Source organism: Streptomyces lycii (assembly GCF_009735685.1).
Classification (GTDB): domain Bacteria; phylum Actinomycetota; class Actinomycetes; order Streptomycetales; family Streptomycetaceae; genus Streptomyces; species Streptomyces lycii.
The window spans coordinates 1-15,887 of the sequence record NZ_WHPN01000270.1 but is presented as its reverse complement, the minus strand read 5'-3'; the positions used below and the strand labels follow the sequence as shown (position 1 = coordinate 15,887).

Annotated in this window: 9 protein-coding genes and 1 pseudogene; 4 read left to right on the top strand and 6 right to left on the bottom strand. The window is 69.2% G+C overall.

Annotation, left to right across the window (positions count from 1 at the left end; translation table 11 throughout):
* Nucleotides 1-25: 25 nt before the first annotated feature.
* A complete protein-coding gene (locus GCU69_RS13365) occupies nt 26-547 on the top strand; it encodes a very short patch repair endonuclease (RefSeq protein WP_156206173.1) in 522 nt (173 codons plus the stop codon).
* Here GCU69_RS13365 and GCU69_RS13360 read toward each other — a convergent pair.
* Nucleotides 475-2,451, bottom strand: a complete 1,977-nt coding sequence (locus GCU69_RS13360; protein ID WP_235978449.1) for a DNA cytosine methyltransferase — start codon at nt 2,449-2,451, stop codon at nt 475-477. The two genes, GCU69_RS13365 and GCU69_RS13360, sit on opposite strands and share 73 nt — an antisense overlap.
* 534 nt (nt 2,452-2,985) lie before the next feature.
* Between GCU69_RS13360 and GCU69_RS13355 the strand changes: the two genes are divergently transcribed.
* Both GCU69_RS13355 and GCU69_RS13350 read left to right on the top strand, forming a co-directional pair.
* Nucleotides 2,986-5,187, top strand: coding sequence for a sensor histidine kinase (locus tag GCU69_RS13355; RefSeq protein ID WP_235978448.1), 2,202 nt, complete (start codon nt 2,986-2,988; stop codon nt 5,185-5,187).
* On the top strand, nt 5,184-6,338 hold the full coding sequence (locus GCU69_RS13350) for a DNA-binding transcriptional response regulator (protein ID WP_156206170.1): 1,155 nt from the start codon (nt 5,184-5,186) through the stop codon (nt 6,336-6,338). Before GCU69_RS13355 ends, GCU69_RS13350 begins: the two co-directional genes overlap by 4 nt.
* A 722-nt stretch (nt 6,339-7,060) precedes the next feature.
* On the opposite strand, the gene GCU69_RS13345 is transcribed toward GCU69_RS13350, so the two are convergent.
* The 4 genes from GCU69_RS13345 to GCU69_RS13330 all read right to left on the bottom strand — a co-directional run bounded on the left by GCU69_RS13345 (nt 7,061) and on the right by GCU69_RS13330 (nt 12,221).
* Nucleotides 7,061-8,536, bottom strand: a complete 1,476-nt coding sequence (locus tag GCU69_RS13345; protein WP_156206169.1) for a hypothetical protein — start codon at nt 8,534-8,536, stop codon at nt 7,061-7,063.
* A 725-nt stretch (nt 8,537-9,261) separates the two neighbouring features.
* Nucleotides 9,262-9,579: a hypothetical protein gene (locus GCU69_RS13340; RefSeq protein ID WP_156206168.1), complete on the bottom strand. Its 318-nt coding sequence runs from the start codon at nt 9,577-9,579 to the stop codon at nt 9,262-9,264.
* A 186-nt stretch (nt 9,580-9,765) separates the two neighbouring features.
* Nucleotides 9,766-11,274, bottom strand: a complete 1,509-nt coding sequence (locus tag GCU69_RS34725) for a hypothetical protein (protein ID WP_408055801.1) — start codon at nt 11,272-11,274, stop codon at nt 9,766-9,768.
* Nucleotides 11,275-11,423: 149 nt separating this feature from the next.
* Nucleotides 11,424-12,221 carry a class I SAM-dependent methyltransferase gene (locus GCU69_RS13330; protein WP_098752673.1) on the bottom strand — a complete coding sequence of 266 codons (798 nt, stop codon included), beginning with the start codon at nt 12,219-12,221 and terminating at the stop codon, nt 11,424-11,426.
* A 148-nt stretch (nt 12,222-12,369) separates the two neighbouring features.
* On the opposite strand from GCU69_RS13330, the gene GCU69_RS13320 reads away from it, so the two are divergent.
* Entirely contained in the window at nt 12,370-14,409 is a 2,040-nt protein-coding gene (locus GCU69_RS13320) for a S9 family peptidase (protein WP_235978451.1), read from the top strand.
* Nucleotides 14,410-14,994: 585 nt separating this feature from the next.
* Here GCU69_RS13320 and GCU69_RS13315 read toward each other — a convergent pair.
* A pseudogene (locus GCU69_RS13315) lies at nt 14,995-15,843 on the bottom strand (SURF1 family protein); the annotation flags it as partial.
* Between the last annotated feature and the right edge of the window lie 44 nt (nt 15,844-15,887).

Genomic DNA, 15,887 nt, shown 5'->3' with positions numbered 1-15,887 from the left:
CCGCCCAAGGTGGAAGCATGGCCTCGTGAGCACACACGAAGGATGGGTGAGCACGCCCTGGAGCGCACAGCTGAGAGGCCGCCGCGTACGGGACACCGGACCGGAGAAGACCCTCAGGAGCGCCGTGCACGCCCTCGGGCTCCGCTTTCGGCTGCACCGTGAGGTCGCTCCCCGCTGCACGGCGGACTTCGTGCTGCCCCGGTACTCCGTCGCGGTCTTCGTCGACGGTTGCTTCTGGCATGGCTGCCCCTCCCACGGCACGCGGCGTTTCCGAGGGCCGAACGCCTCGCGCTGGGAAGCCAAGATCACGACCAACATGGAAAGGGACGCCAGGAACACCGAAGCGGCGAGAGGCGCCGGATGGACCGTAGTGCGCATCTGGGAGTGTGAGGTCAGGGCCGACGCCGGGCGGGCCGCCGAGCGCATCGCCCACGCCGCACACCGCAGCGTCCCAGTTCTCCCGGGAGGGCCCTGTCAGCCTGTGGTTACCGCAACATCCAAGGTGGCTTCGGTTCCCTCGTCCTCCTGCGGACGGGTCGGGCAGTAGTCGCTTAGCGGGCAGCTTCCACAGACGGGCTGCTTGTCACGACAAAGGTTCTCGCCGATGAACCTGATGGCGGCCATGCGCACCGGTGCGTCCCGGCCGGCGCCGAGAAGCTTGATGAGGTTGAGCCGACCCTCGGTCAGTCGGTTGGTCAGGTGCGATTCGTTCTGCTGAACCCTCGCAGCCACCCGCAACGCACTCTGGCCGACCAGCATTATGTCGCCGCCCGCCAGCAGCCTGAACAACGCGAGCTCAGCCGGCTTGAGCCCCATCACCTTGCTGTGATCAAGAACCGAATCCGCGTTCACCCAGACCTCGGGCTTGTCGACGACCGGACTGAGCCTGCCCTCCAGACGCTTGCGGAGTGCTGTTGTCGGCGCCGCGTTCACGAGGGCGAGATAGACGTCCTGCGTCAGTTCCCTGTGCCCAGCGACCTCGTCCATCACGTCGGAGAGCTGCTTCGGGTGCAGCTTGCTTCCCGAGAGCACCGCCATGACGAGAGCCCCGAGCGGCTTCATCTTCCGGCCACCGGGGAACTGGTGCCACTGCTTGCCCGCACGCTGCTCCTTGGCCCAGCGGGTCAGTTCCTCGCGTACCTTCGGCCACTTGTCCGCGGCCTCGTCCCCGGCGGGAACATCTTGCGGCAGGAGAACCCGGGCCGCGGCTTCGCCCAACAGCGGGGGAACCGCGTTGCCAATCTGGCGGAAGGCGTCGCTCCGCGTACCCGCGAACCGAAAGCGGTCCGGGAAGGTCTGGATCCTCGCGGCTTCACGCACGGTCAGCGTTCGCGCCTCTTCAGGATGGATGTACCAGTAACCGTCCTTGGCGATGTGCGCGGTGATGGTGCGGCTCAGTTCCTTCCAGTCCAGCTTCTTGTACTTGTCGGTGAATTGCTCCGCGTCGTACCTCTGGAAATCCTTCTCGTCCTCTTCCAGTTTCTCTTCAAGCTCGGAGTAGAGGGTTTTGGAATCCATGACCGTGAAGATCCTGAAGTCGTCTTCACGAACCCGCCGCGTCATATGGTCGTGAATTACGCCCTTATCTGCCCTTCTGCGCATCTCTTTGGCGAAGGAAGAGGGCTTCGGCTCCTGCTCCTCGTCGTAGTCGCCGACTCGGGCACCTACCGCTTTCAAAGCCTCCGGATTGAGTGCAGGAAGGTCACCGATGGCATCCCGAAGGGTGGTCTGTTTCTTCGGCTTGCCCCACACGAAGCCGCCACCGTCTCTCCGTGCGAGGAGGATCAGACGCTTCCTGTGCTGCGGCACGCGATAGTTCCACGCATCGACGAGACGCACCTGGGTCACGTACCCAAGACTCTCCAGCTTTGCCTCGATGATGCGGATCACGCTGAAGTCGTCGCCGAGCCCCATGTCAGGGACGTTCTCCATGAGGACGGCACGTGGAAGGAGCCGCTCCACCACATCGACGTAGGCGCGCCAGAGTTCCTTGCGGAGATCGTGCGGGTCGCGGTTGTGGTACTCGACCAAGTGCCGGATCTTGCTGCGTCCGGCACGACTGAACGGCTGGCAGGGAGGGCCTCCCGCCACGATGTCGATATCGGCTCCGGAGTCCAGGATTCGCTGGACGAATTCGCCTCGCTGGTCGTCATCGCCGAGGTCGACGCAAAGGCTCATTCCCGGAAAGTTCGCTGCATGCGTCTCGCGAGCCCGCTCGTCGAAGTCCACGGCCGCAGCGGTGGTCCATCCAGCCCGTTCAAGGCCCAGGCTCAGCCCGCCGGCGCCCGAGAAGAGGTCGACAGCTAGGTGTTTGCCCTTTCCGTAGCCGGACTGGACCCATTTCCTGAAGTCGTCCGGCTCACAGTGGTGCCTGTGCTTGTCCAGTTTGAGGTAGTCGCTCCGCTCCAGGGGCACGCCATACGTGTTTTTTGCCCCCTTCTCCTTCGCCACGACCCACTCCTCCGTACCTGACGACCTGAACGACCTCCAGGAGATCACGCACGACGCTGCGAAGGCAAGGCTTCCGGCCGGTCCACGCCGCCGTAAAGCCTCGTCTGTCACGCGGGTGACCTGCCTGGTGAACACCGCTGTCCACTCACCGTACCCATTGGTAACTTGATGCAGTGTTCTACTCTTGAGCCACCCCATGTTAGAGGACACCCCCTGGGCTACTCCTCGGGACCACCCTGTTCCGGTTGCGATACGTCCACGAACGTCACCTGTCTCAACGAACCCCCGGACTAGAAGACACGTTCGATCACAGGGCTGTGCCCCGTTCGTCGGGCGTCGGGTGCCGCAACCACCGTGAACCCCCGTCCCGGCACGCGTGCTGCCCAAATCTCCTGAGCAGCGTTTCCAGAGACCTCCCCGCCGTTAAGATCGCAGCTGGTACTCCTCGGGCGGGGGTGCGGGTGCGAAGCGGTCAGAGGGGCGAGCGTGGACTCCGAGAACACACAGACGTTCCTACGTCCCCGGGCGCGCCTGATGAGCACACTCGGTGAGGAACTGATCAGCAACGAGCGTGTGGCGCTCACCGAGCTGGTCAAGAACGCCTACGACGCCGATGCGAGCCTGGTTGTGATCAGGTTCAACGGGCCGTTGGAGGAGGGCTACGGTTCCATCGAGGTGTGGGACGACGGACACGGTATGTCCCCCGAGACCGTCCGGGACACCTGGATGGAAATTGCCACACCGTTCCGGCACCGTGCCCCGCGCAGCGAGCAGTTCGGGCGAAGGGTTCTTGGCGCAAAGGGAATTGGGCGCTTCTCCGCAGCCCGCCTCGGCGCCGTGACCGCGATCAAGAGCCGCAAGGCCGGCGGCCGCGAGGTGAACATCCGGCTCGACTGGAGCGACTTCGCCGCCGAGAACGCCTACCTCGACCAGGTACCGGTCCAGTGGAACGTGGGCGCTCCCGAGGTGTTCGCAGACAACGGCCAAGCGCGACGCCTCTTCGACGAGGTGACAAGTGCTTTCCGCGCAAGCGAGAAGCAGTCCGCCTGGACGGGCTCTCACGGCACCCTCGTCCGGCTCGAAGGGCTTCGGCAGGACTGGGGGGCCGAGTCGGTGGAGAGCCTGAAGCGGTCCCTGTCCCGACTCCTTCCCCCTCCTCCTCCTGCGGAGCTGGACGTACCCGACCAGCCGGAGTTCGCGATCTACCTCTCGCTTCCGGCTGGGCCGTTGGACCACCACACCGGTTTCGTCGGGGCCAGCGAAGCTCTGGCGCATCCGCACTACCGCCTCATTGGGACCATCGACGAAAACGGTCTCGCCGACCTGACCATGACCAACCTCACGTCCGGGCAGTCGGAGACCCTGAACCAGTACCTCTTCCCGTCGCACGGGAAGGCACCCAAGTGCGGTTCCCTGAAGCTCGACCTCCGTACCTGGGACCTCGACTCGGCCTCCCTCAAGGAGATGCTCAACATCGACCTCGGGGCCCGCAACATCACCGAGGTCCGTAAGCTGATCAAGGACAACAGCGGTGTCGCCCTCTACCGGGACGGCTTCCGGGTGCAGCCCTTCGGTGAGGTCGACTTCGACTGGCTGGGCTTCGACCTCCGCCGCGTGAACAACCCCACCATGCGGTTCTCCAACAACCAGGTCGCGGGCTTCGTGTACATATCGGCGGACGGTAACCCCGGGCTTAGGGACCGGTCGCACCGGGAAGGGCTCATCGACTCTTCCGAGTACGAGGACCTGAAGGGTGTCCTGACCCAGGCCGTGAGCCGACTCGAGACCTGGCGCTACGGGCTGCGCCGTCCGAAGGGCGAGGGCCGCGAGTCGGGTCCGATCACCGTGGACAACCCCTCCGGTGCTGGAAGCGACCGCCACGGCCTGTTCCAGAACTTCACCCTCTCGCCCGTCCGGGACGTTCTCAACGCGAAGTACCCGGACGACACCGAGTTGAGCCGCGCACTGGAGGAGGCTCAGGAAAAGATCGACGAGAGCGTCGAGAAGGTCCAAGAGGTCCTCTCGCAGTTCTCACGCCTCGCGACTCTGGGGGCACTGGTCGACGTCGTACTGCACGACGGTCGAACGGCACTGACGCGGATCGCCTACGTCCTCCGCCGGCTGAACAAGCTGGCGGGCCGCAAGCGCGACGAGGACGAACAGCTCGCCTCCGCTCTCACGAAGATGCACGTCGACCTCACCGCGCAGGAACAGGCTCTGGACCGGCTCTTCACCCGCGTAGAGCCGCTGAGCGGCCGACGACGAGGCCGCCCCCGCGCCCTGTCCCTTCAAGCCGCGATCGACGAGGCCGTCGCCGTCCACGAGGGCACGCTGGAGAAGCACGGCATCACCGTCACCGTCAGCGGCGAGGACGTGACAGTGACGGCTGACCCCGGTGACATCTCCCAGGTGGTCCACAACCTCGTAGGGAACTCGATCTACTGGCTCTCCACCCTGCCCAAGGGGAAGGAGCGCGCCATCCTCATCGAGACGAGGCGGACGCCCGAGGACGAGGTCGACATCGACGTGAGCGACAGCGGCCCCGGAGTACGCGAGGAGATCCAAGAGATGATCTTCGATACGTACTTCAGCGACAAGGAGGACGGCATCGGGCTGGGTCTCAGCATCGCTGGCAGCGTCGTGAAGGACTTCTACGACGGCGATCTGTCCCTGGTAACGCCAGGGCCCCTCGCCGGAGCCACGTTCAGGGCAAGACTGAGAAGGAGAGTTGGGTGACGGAGGGGGGCGCGGTGTACCGGGTCTTGATCGTCGAGGACGAGGTGGACATCGCGGAGGAGCTGTCCGAGATGCTCGTGGAGGAGCTCTCGGACCTCGGAACGCTCGACATCCACGTCGAGAACGATTTCGACGAAGCTGAACGCCTGCTGGAGACCCAGGCGTTCGATCTGGTTGTTTTAGATGTCAGGGACGCGACACGAAGTGGTTCCACCGCGCACCCCAACCTCCAAGGCCGGGAACTGTACGACCGGATAGCCAAGACCCGCTGGGTGCCGGTCGTCTTCTGCACTGGCCTAGCGGAGCAGGTGAGCGACCTGGCGCAGCCACCGCTCATCCAGGTGGTCCCGAAGAACCGACTGGACGACGCCGTCACCGCGATACGGGACGGCCTTGAGTCCGGTGTCCCGGTCCTCACCCGGCGCATCACCGCCCTCGTGGACGAGCACGTGCGCGGATTCCTGCGGGACGAGATCGCCCCGAACTGGGACCGGCTCGGGGCTGTCGACCGTAGCCAGATCGCCCCCGTCCTCGTGCACCGCTTGGCGGCCTGGCTGAAGGAGAACGCGGTCGAGGCCCTCGGAGCCGCGCTCGGTTCCTCCGAGGACCGTGTGATGGGACACGCGTCGACCGCCCGGATGTACCTGATGCCGCCGGTCACGAAGCACGTGACCGCGGCAGACGTTCTGCGGGACCCCCAGGACGGCTGGTGGCTCGTCCTCACCCCTGCGTGCGACCTCTACGAGGACCTGCCCATCGGCGGCAACCGCACGGCCAAGGCCGAGTACGTGCGTCTCGCCAAGGCGGTTCCGTTGAGCGAAGCGCCCTTGATTGCTCGTTGGATCGAGGCCGGATCCCCCGTCAAGGGGAGCCGGGAGCGGAACGCGGCTCTGGAGATGTTCCGCGACAACAACGCCCGTTACCGGATTCTGCCCAAGTACCTCGACATCCCGGACCTCCTGGTCGACTTCGAGATCGTGCGGTCTATCCCGTTGGCAGAGGTCCGCTCGTGGACCCGCGTCGCCACGCTGGACAGCCCGTTCGCCGAGGCCATGCTGACCTCGCACGGGCACACGGTGGCCAGGATCGGCACGCCCGTCGTCGACTACGAGAACATCAAGCAGTCCCTGGGGCTGGACGGAAAGGGGTAGGCCGCGGACCAGAACTCGGGTTCCGAACCCTCGTACCACGACGAAGGGCGCCAAGCAGTCCTGATCCTCGGCCCGGGTGATCAGCTGTCGGCCATCTCGCCCGCGCGCTGGATTCTGAAGCGTGATCTGAGCTTGACCGTGTCGGGGATCTCAGACGGCAGACTCGTGGAGTCCTGTGATCCATGGGAGGCGAGCTGGCCCATGCCTCCGCAGGGCCCGATACGCCGGCACAAACTCGTGAACAAGTGCGAAGGGGGGAGCGCTCTTCAAGCGGTGGCACTCTCCGGCAAGAACTTCAGCGAAGGCCAGCAACTTGCGGTGGGCTGCCCCCTCCATCAGGTGCGCTGCCGCCTTGGCGCCGCCGCTGATCAGCTTCGTGGTGCTGATCAACTCGTCCTTGGCGGCTGAATCCCCGTGTGCAAGGGCAGGCGACAAGCGGTCTCGTTCACCGAGGACGTGGGCAGCTGCCAGGCAGAGAACCGTTGACGCTGTTGTCTCGGCGGGTTCTCCCGCATTGGTCATGGCATTTGCCAGCAGGGGGAGAGCGGCGAAAGGCAGGGGGTCGGCAGTGTCCCATAGGGGCTCCGCGACCTGGAGCCCGGCACATGTTCCCGTACGGTCCACGTGCAGCAGAGGTCGGTCAGGAGAGGCCTGACGTAGTTCCCAGCACTCGACGCTGGGGTCCGCGATGGCGGCCCTGAGGATCGCACGAAACGCCTCTCTCAGGCTCTCAACGGAGACGTGGGCACGTCCAGCCGCACGAGACTGCCATGGCGCCGGATGTCCAGCACCGGGAATCTGGCTTCTCCAGCTGCCTGGAGTATGGAGAGGTCCCGGCCGACGTAGTTCGAGTCCTCCGCGCCCCGGATGACCAGCGATGCGTTCTGTGCGTAGGCCACTGCGACTCCGTGCTCGAGCCCGCGGCAAATGGCGCGAGCGCGGAGCGCTGCGTCCAGTACCTCGTCGAGATCGGCTGGCCGTCCGCCCAAGAGGAGTGTGCCGTTGACAGGGTCCCAGCGGAAGTCCTCGTGGGCGTTCGCGTTGCGCCACTCAGAGCGGATCGTCGAGGCAAGCAACTTGCACAGCGGCTGACCGTCTTGAGCGGCCAGCAGATCCCGGACGGTGGCGAGCGGGGCCCCCTGCGGAACCGTCCTTCCCAGCAGTTCCAGTACCACAACAGCCGTGCGCCTGACGTCTGCTTCCAGCACGGCCCGGTGCAGGTCCATGACCGCCCGCGCCTTTTCTTCCTGGTATTCCTCCTCGTAGTAAGCGTCGAGGTAGGAGATCTGTCCTCGATGGGCGGACACCATCTCCGGTTCTCGAGCGACGTGTCGTGCCAGCACTGAACATGCCAGTTCCGGATCGGACTTCAGATGGGACGTCACCAGGTCACGTCCCAGGAGGGCAGCACGGTGCGTTACCAAGGGGCGATCGGAGATCGCTAGGACGGCAAGGTGATGGAGAAGTATCACCGTTAGGGGCAGCGAGTCATCGATCAGATGTCTCATGCTCCGGCGCAGCCGATGATCGAGCATCTGCGGGGCTGCCGACCAAGCGGCCAAGAGGCGGGCCCGCGACGCCACACCCGACCCGGGACCCACTTGCTCGGCCGACACCCCAAGCGTTCGCTGGTAGACGTCCTCGTAAGGAAGGCCGGCGTGATCAGTCTTGGCGGCAGCTTCCAGAGTTCGCCCGGCCGCCTGGGCCGCGAGAGCATACCGCCGTACTGCAGACCAAGCAGACTCCGCCCATCCCTGTTCCAGGCAGGCGAACAGCGCTTGAGCCTCGCTCCGATTCGCTCGCGCCAGGTCAGTCGCCAACCGTCGCTCTGCCGCGCTCGTACGGGACGGACTGAACCGGGACACCTCTTCTGCGACAGCGCCCAAGGCAACAACCGGCGCGTGGAGACTCCGCAGCAACTCCGGAAGCTGCTTCCCGACGGTTCGGCCAGAAGCGGTCCGCAGGCGCAGGATCTCCGTAACCTTCTCGTCGGTCTCCCGCTGAAGCCCGGACAGGTCGGCTTCCCTCAGCACTGTTTTCCATTGCGCGCGGGTCACCGGTATAAAGGCGACTTCCTGCTGTCCCGTGCTCGGCTCACGCGGCGCGGAGAGATTCAGTTTTCGGATGACTGCTCGCGCAGCAGCGCAGGATTCTCGTTCAACTGTGCCCAGTTGGTCGGGAAGGGTTACGTCCACCACCAGCACAGGATGACACCGACGACCCGCTTGAAGCGTGATGTTTTCCTTGCGAGATCGGCACCCTGGCACGATGACGATGCTGTCTCGGCGACGCCGACAGGAGGGTCTGTGGGAGGCCGACAACTCGGATGATCCGCTTCCCTGCTACCTGCGGCACCTGTCTCGGTGGCCAGCCGGTGGCCGGACGCCTTTGGACGACGTAATACGAGGTAGCACAGATCAAGCAGCCGCACATGCTCTGATCAGGCAGAACGTCACTGGGCAGCACGACCAGGCACCACGTAACACGAACGCTCACGGTCTCGTAATGCTGCGGTCGCGGGTCGGTGGCACGCGGCTAGCGCAACGCAGGGAAGTACACCGTGCTCTGGGAGCCATCTGGGAGCCGACCTGCTCCCCGAGCCCCCGTCACACCCGGTGAGCCCAATCGAGAGCACGCTTCTGACCTGCGAAAACGCCATCACCGCAGGCAAGATCAGCAACCGAACCTCATTCGGGACGAAGAGGTCGTGGGTTCAAATCCCGCCACCCCGACTGGAGAAACAGCAGGTGAGGCACCTACCGAAATCGGTAGGTGCCTCACCTGCTTTCCAACTGCGTTTCGGTCCGCGTTACTCCGTCTCGGAGGGGGAGGACGGGGACGCCGTCCGGGCCACAGCGGCGGACGCGCGGCGAGCGGGCCTCGAAGGCGGTAAGCGGATCGGCGCCCGGCGGCCCGTCGCCGCCTACGCGCCAGGAGACTCCCGGTGTTCCGGCTCCGCCCGGCCGGGTCGCTTCTCGGGCTCCTCCGCGACGAGCCGGGCGGCCAGGAGGTAGTCCACGTGTACGTCGCGATGGTCGCCCGCCTCCGTCACCCGGTCCGGCAGGTTGCGGCGCGCGCTGTCCGATACGGACGCCTGGCCGGGCCTGCCCGTGAAGCGGACCGCGACGTCCGGGGGCTCGTGGAAGCGGAGTTCGCGGGCCGTCACCTCGGCGGCGAGGACGATGTCCGCCGTCTCCGGGGCCACGGTGGGCCCGCCGAGCACGGTGGGGCCCGTAGGCACCGTGGGCGCCGTAGACCCCGTGGGTGCTGTGGGCGCCGTAGACCCCGTGGGTGCTGTGGGCGCCGTAGACCCCGTGGGTGCTGTGGGCGCCGTAGATCCCGTGGGTGCTGTGGGCGCCGTGGTGCGTGCCTCGTCCGGCGTGGGCGCGTCGGCGGGGTGCGGTAGAGCGTCCGGCCGGTCGCGCCTTCACGGCGGGCGCTCGGGTTCGTTCCGGTCGTTCGTCGGCGTGCCGTGCCGGATCAGGGCTTCGCCCGCCCGGCGAGCCACGCTCCTGGCCGCGTTGCCGAGGCCGCCGGCCGCCGAGGCCGCCGTGCCGCGCAGAGTGCGCCGGGTGCCGCCGGTCCCGGCATATTCGCCGTATCCGCTGTTCCCGCTGCTTCCCCTGTTCCCGCTGTTCCCGCTGCTTCCACCGCTTCCGTTGTCCCGACCGTTTTCGCTGTTCCCACCGTTCCCGCCGGGTGAACGGGCCGCACCGGTCCCTTCTCCTCCGGCCCCTTCTCCTCCGGCGGCCTCGGACCCGGCCGCGGCCGCGGTTCCGGCCGTACTCCGCGCCGTCCCGCCCACAACACCGCCCACAACACCACCCGCGTCACGGCCCAGCCCGTTCGCGGCGCCCCGGGTGACTCGGCCGGCTCCGCCCACGACCCCGCCGCCTCGGCCACCCTCCCGGTCCACCGCGCTCCCGGCGCCCCGGCCGGCATCACCCGCCACCCCGGCGCCCCGGCCGACATCACCCGCCACCCCGGCGCCAGGGCCGGCATCACCCACCGGCCCACCGACGCCCCGACCCGCTTCGCTCACAGCCCCGCCGGCTTCCCGGCCCACCTCGTTCACCGCACCGCCGGCACCTCGGGCGACGTCCGCCACCCCTCCGCCCGCGCCCCGGCCGACCTCGTTCACCGCGCCCCCGGTGCCCCGGCCGACCTCGTTCACCGCGCCGCCCACGTCCTCGACGGCGTCCCCTGCACCGCGGCCCACGTCCCGTACCGCACCCCCGGCGCCCCGGCCGACCTCCCGTACGGCTCCGCCCGCGCCCTCGCCGAGTTCGCCGACCGCCGTTCGCGCGCCCGTACCCACGTCCCGCACCGCCGAACCGACCCCTCGCGTGATCTGCTCCAGGATCTGCGGGTTGCGGTCGATCGTCCTCAGCACCCGGTCGATGATCGCCGCCACGTTGTCCAGGCGGACCTTCAGCAGCGCCTGCGCCTCCACACCCTTGATGTCCAGCTTGACCCGGCCGAGGTCCACGTCCGCGCCGACGTTGAGCCGCAGCAGGTCCAGCACCTCCGCCTGGAGCGACACCCGGGCGCGGAGGTTCTCCACCTCCAGGTCGATCTCGTCGACCTTCACCACCGGGACGTCGAGGTAGACGTCCGAGTCCCCCAGCGGCCGTCCGACCAAGGAACCCGGCTGCTCGCCCCGCGGCTCTTCCGGCTGATCGTCCGCGGACCGCTCCCGGCCCCGTTCCACCCGGCCCGGCCGGCCGCCGGTACTCGCGGTGGCGCCGCCCTCGTACGGCCACTCCGGGGCCCCCGGCCCGTCCCCGTACGGATCCGCCGCCTCCCGCCCCCGCTCGTACGGCTTCGCCTGCTCCGGCCCGGTCCCGGCCCCGCTCCCGGGCCCGTTCCCGCTCCGCCCGCTCCCGGGCCCGTTCTCGTACGGTTCCGTCGCGGATCCCGTGTCGTCGCTGCCCATGCTGCCGCCCTCCGCCGTGAGGCCCATCGCGGCCGTAAGGACCCGTCCAGCCGTAAGGGCCCTCTCGGAAACCTCATCAACCAGACTAAATCGGTCACGGTCGATCCGTCCTGGGCAGCCGAGTGCCGGGCCGTGGCGCCCGCCGGGCCTCAGAGCTTGGTGGCTCCCAGCGAGTACAGCAGCGGGATCCCCGGCCCGCCGTTCGACGGGCGGCGCGGGCCGGTGCCCCGCGGTTCCAGGGAGCCGAAGCGCTGGAACAGCGAGATGTCGTGCTCGTGCAGGAAGTCGACGTGCAGTCCCGCGTCCGCGACCGCCGTGACGACCTCGCCTATCGGGTGGCGCGTCGGCGGCACGTCGAAGTCCGGGTCCTCGTACGGGCTTTCGTCGAACGGGTCCCGGCTCACGTAGTCGCGTATCACCCGTTCCCCCGTCTCGTCGTCCAGGAAACCCGTCAGCGGATGGAACTCCGCCAGGTGCAGAAAGCCGCCGGGGGCCACCAGCGACGCGGCGGTCTCCGCCCAGCGCCGCAGGTCGGGAAGGCGGGACAGGGTTCCGGCACCGGTGTGCACGATGTCGTACTCGGTGTCGGGCGCGACCACCGCCGCGTCGTACAGCCCGGCCGCGACGAAAGCGGCACGGTCCGGGCCGAGGCCGAGGTCGGCGGCCAGTTCGCGGGCCGCCTCGACGGCGGGCTCCGAACTGTCGATGCCGACGACGTACGAGGCGCCGTGCCGCGCCCAGGAAAGGGTGTCCAGTCCGCTGCGGCAGCGAAGGTGCAGCAGGGACCGGTCGGTGACGTCCCCGACTTCCGCGACCTCGATCTCCCGGATCGTGTCCTGCCCGTAGCGGAACGCGTCCAGGCCGTGGCCGTCGAAGGCGTCGAGATCCTGCTCGTCGAAGGCGTCCGGGTCGGACCACTCGTCGGAGGCGATGGGACTGTGAGGCATGTCCGGCACGTTATCCACAGGTTGGGGGCCGCACCAGCGGCATGTCGTACGTCTCACGCAGAATGGGGCCATGGCTGACCACGACACCACCGCATCCGGGCCCGACCGCCCCTCCCCCGAGGGGTCCGGCGGGCCCGGCGCCGAGACCATGCCCGACTGGGAGAAGCGCTTCAGGGCACCGCGGGTGGGGCTGCCCGACTGGGCGGAGGACGCCCCCGACCGGTCGCTCTTCGTCTCGAACGCCACGGGCACCTTCGAGTTGTACGCCTGGGACCGCTCGACCGGTGAGCAGCGCCGGGCCACGGACCGGCCGAACGGCACGACGGACGGTGTCCTGAGCCCGGACGGCGAGTGGATCTGGTGGTTCTCCGACACCGACGGGGACGAGTTCGGGATCTGGAAGCGGCAGCCCTTCGGCGGCGGGGAGGACGAGCCGGCCGTGCCGGGGCTCGCGCCCTCGTATCCGGCGGGGCTGGCGCTGGGCCGGGACGGCACGGCGGTGGTCGGCCGGTCGATCGACGAGGAGCCACCGTCCGACGGGGACGGCCCGGCGGGCGCGGCAGAAGGGGCAGGACCGGCAGGACCGGCCGGCGAGTCCGGCGCGGACTCGGGCCTCGGCTCGGGTACGGGACTGGGAAGCGGCTCCGGTACGGGCCGGGGGGACGACTCCGGTACGGGCCCGGGAGACGGAGCCGCTACGGACCCGGCGGACGGAGCCGGCTCCCGGGCGGCCGGTGACGGCAACGGCTCCGGCGTGCGGGAAGAGGGACGGGGTGCCGCGGAGCCCGGCGGCTCGTCGATCCATGTGCTGCGGCCCGGCGGCACGCCCGTCGAGATCTACCGGCACCCGGAGTCCGCGGGTGTGGGCGACCTGTCGTACGACAGCTCCCTGATCGCCGTCGAGCACACCGAGCACGGCGACGCGATGCACTCCTCCATCCGCGTCGTCACGCTCGACGGCGACACCGTCGCCGAGCTGGACGACACCAAGGGCGGCACCGAGGAGCTGGGGCTGGCCGTGATGGGGTTCGCGCCCGTCGCCGGGGACCCGCGGCTGCTGGTGGGGCACCAGCGGCGCGGCCGCTGGGAGCCGATGATCTGGAATCCGGTCACGGGCGAGGAGACGGCGCTGGCCCTCGACCTGCCGGGCGACATCGGCGCGGACTGGTATCCGGACGGTTCCGCCCTGCTGATCGACCACAGCCACCAGGCGCGCAGCGAACTCTGGCGGTACGACATCGCCTCCGGCGGGCTGACCCGGATCGACACCCCGGCCGGGACGGTCTCGGGCGCGACGGCTCGGCCCGACGGCTCGGTGGAGTTCCTGTGGTCCTCGGCCGCCCGGCCGCCGGAGGTCCGGTCGACGACCGGGAAGGTCGTTCTCGATCCGCCGGGGATGAAGGCACCCGGTTCGGTGCCGGTCACCGACGCCTGGGTGGACGGCCCCGGCGGACGGGTGCACGCCCTGGTACAGCGGCCCGAGGGTGACGGTCCGTTCCCGACGGTGTTCGACATACACGGCGGCCCGACGTGGCACGACAGCGACTCGTTCGCCTCGGGCACGGCGGCGTGGGTGGACCACGGCTTCGCCGTCGTCCGGGTCAACTACCGCGGTTCCACGGGGTACGGCCGGGAGTGGACCGACGCGCTCAAGCACCGGGTCGGTCTGATCGAGCTGGAGGACATCGCGGCGGTCCGGGAGTGGGCGGTCTCCTCCGGGCTCGCCGATCCCGCGCGGCTGGTGCTGTCCGGCGGTTCGTGGGGCGGCTATCTGACCCTGCTCGGCCTCGGCACCCAGCCGGAGGCGTGGGCGCTGGGCCTCGCCGCGGTGCCGGTCGCGGACTACGTCACGGCGTATCACGACGAGATGGAGGCGCTGAAGGCCATGGACCGCACGCTGCTCGGCGGTACGCCGGAAGAGGTGCCGGAGCGGTTCGCTGCGTCCTCCCCGCTGACGTACGTGGACCAGGTGCGCGCCCCGGTCTACATCTCGGCCGGGGTCAACGACCCGCGCTGCCCGATACGGCAGGTGGAGAACTACGTCCGCCGCCTCGAGGAGCGCGGCGCGCCGCACGAGGTGTACCGGTACGACGCGGGGCACGGGTCGCTGGTGGTGGAGGAGCGGATCAAGCAGGTGCGGCTGGAGATCGACTTCGCCCAGCGGTATCTGCCGGCGGCCTCCGGCTGAGCCCGCAAGGGGAGCGGGGAACCGCTGTCCTCGACGGGGTCCTGCGTTGCGGGTGTCCCCACGTTGGACGGTGCCGCTGGCGGCGGCGGAGCCGAGCAGGCGGCGGGCTCCGCACCGGGCTCACTACTGGGCCCTGTGGGTTCCGTCGGCTTGGTGGGATCCGCCGACCTGGCAGGCTTCGTCAGCCCCGTGGGCTCCCACGGCCTAGCGGGCCCGTCGGCACGGCGGGCTCGGTCTGGCAGTCGGCACGGTGGCCTCCGCCGACCTGGCAGGCTCCGTCGGCCCCGTGGACTCCGCCCACCTGGCGGGCTCCCGCGGCCTAATGGGCCCGTCGGCACGGCGGGCTCGGCCTGGCAGTCGGCACAGCGGGCTCCCGCGGCTCCGTACGGTGTTCGGCTACGTCTCCTCGCCGGCCCCGGCGACCCGCTCGCGGGCTGCTCCTGCAACCCGCTTTGCCCCGGCCTCCGCGTGCGGCTCCACGCCGGACTCGGCGTCCCGCTCGACGCCTGGCCCGGCGACCCGCTCGGCGGCTGGCCCTGCGCCCTCCTCCGAGGCAGGTTCCGCACCGAGCCCGGGTCCCGGGCCGGGCCGGGGGCCGCCGCGCACCGTGTCCGGTGCTCCGGGCTTGCCCGGACCGGGCACGGGCGCAGGCGCGGGCTCCCCGCCCGGCCCGTCCTCCGGCAACAGGCCGAGGGCCCGGTCGCGGGCGGCTTCCGTCTCGCCGCGGAACAGCCGGAACCACATGAAGAGCACGAAGCCCGCGAAGACGAACCACTCCGCGGTGTAGCCGAGGTTCTGGAAGGCCTTGAGGTCCAGCCCGCTGCCCTCGGCCGCCGCCGGAGGCACCGACCGCAGCCCCGCGTCCCCGTCGCTGAGCGTGACCCAGGCGCTGTGCACGTCGTACGGCACGATGTTGACCAGCGAGGCCGCGCTGATCATGCCGACCTGGCCCTCCGGCAGCCCGCCGCCCGGTCGGGCACCGGGGGTGCCCTGGTTCTCCGGCGCCTGGAGGGCCCCGGTGACGGTGACCTCACCGGTCGGCGGTGCGGGCGCGTCCGCGGTGCGGGCGTCGCCGGGGAGCCAGCCCCGTACGACGGGCAGCGCGGGGCCGTCGCCGGTGCGCAGCAGGGTGAGGACGTAGAAGCCGTTCCGGTCGTCGAGCCGGCGGTCCGGGACGAGCAGCTGGGTGTCGTAGCGGCCGGTGGCGGTGGCGAGCCTGCCGGACGTCTCCTTGGTGACGGGCAGCAGCTCGGTCAGCGGCTCGGCGGCCTTCCGGGCCTCGGCGACGGCGGTTCGCTGCTGTTCCTCGTGCGAGTCGACGCGTTCCTCGAAACGGCCGAGCTGCCAGCTGCCCATGAAGAGGCAGAAGGGGATGGCGAGCGCGGCGAAGACGTTGATCCCCCACCATCGGGGAGTCAGCAGAAACCGGTACACACCCCTACGGTACGGGGCCGGGCCGGGTCGCACGGCGCCGGGCC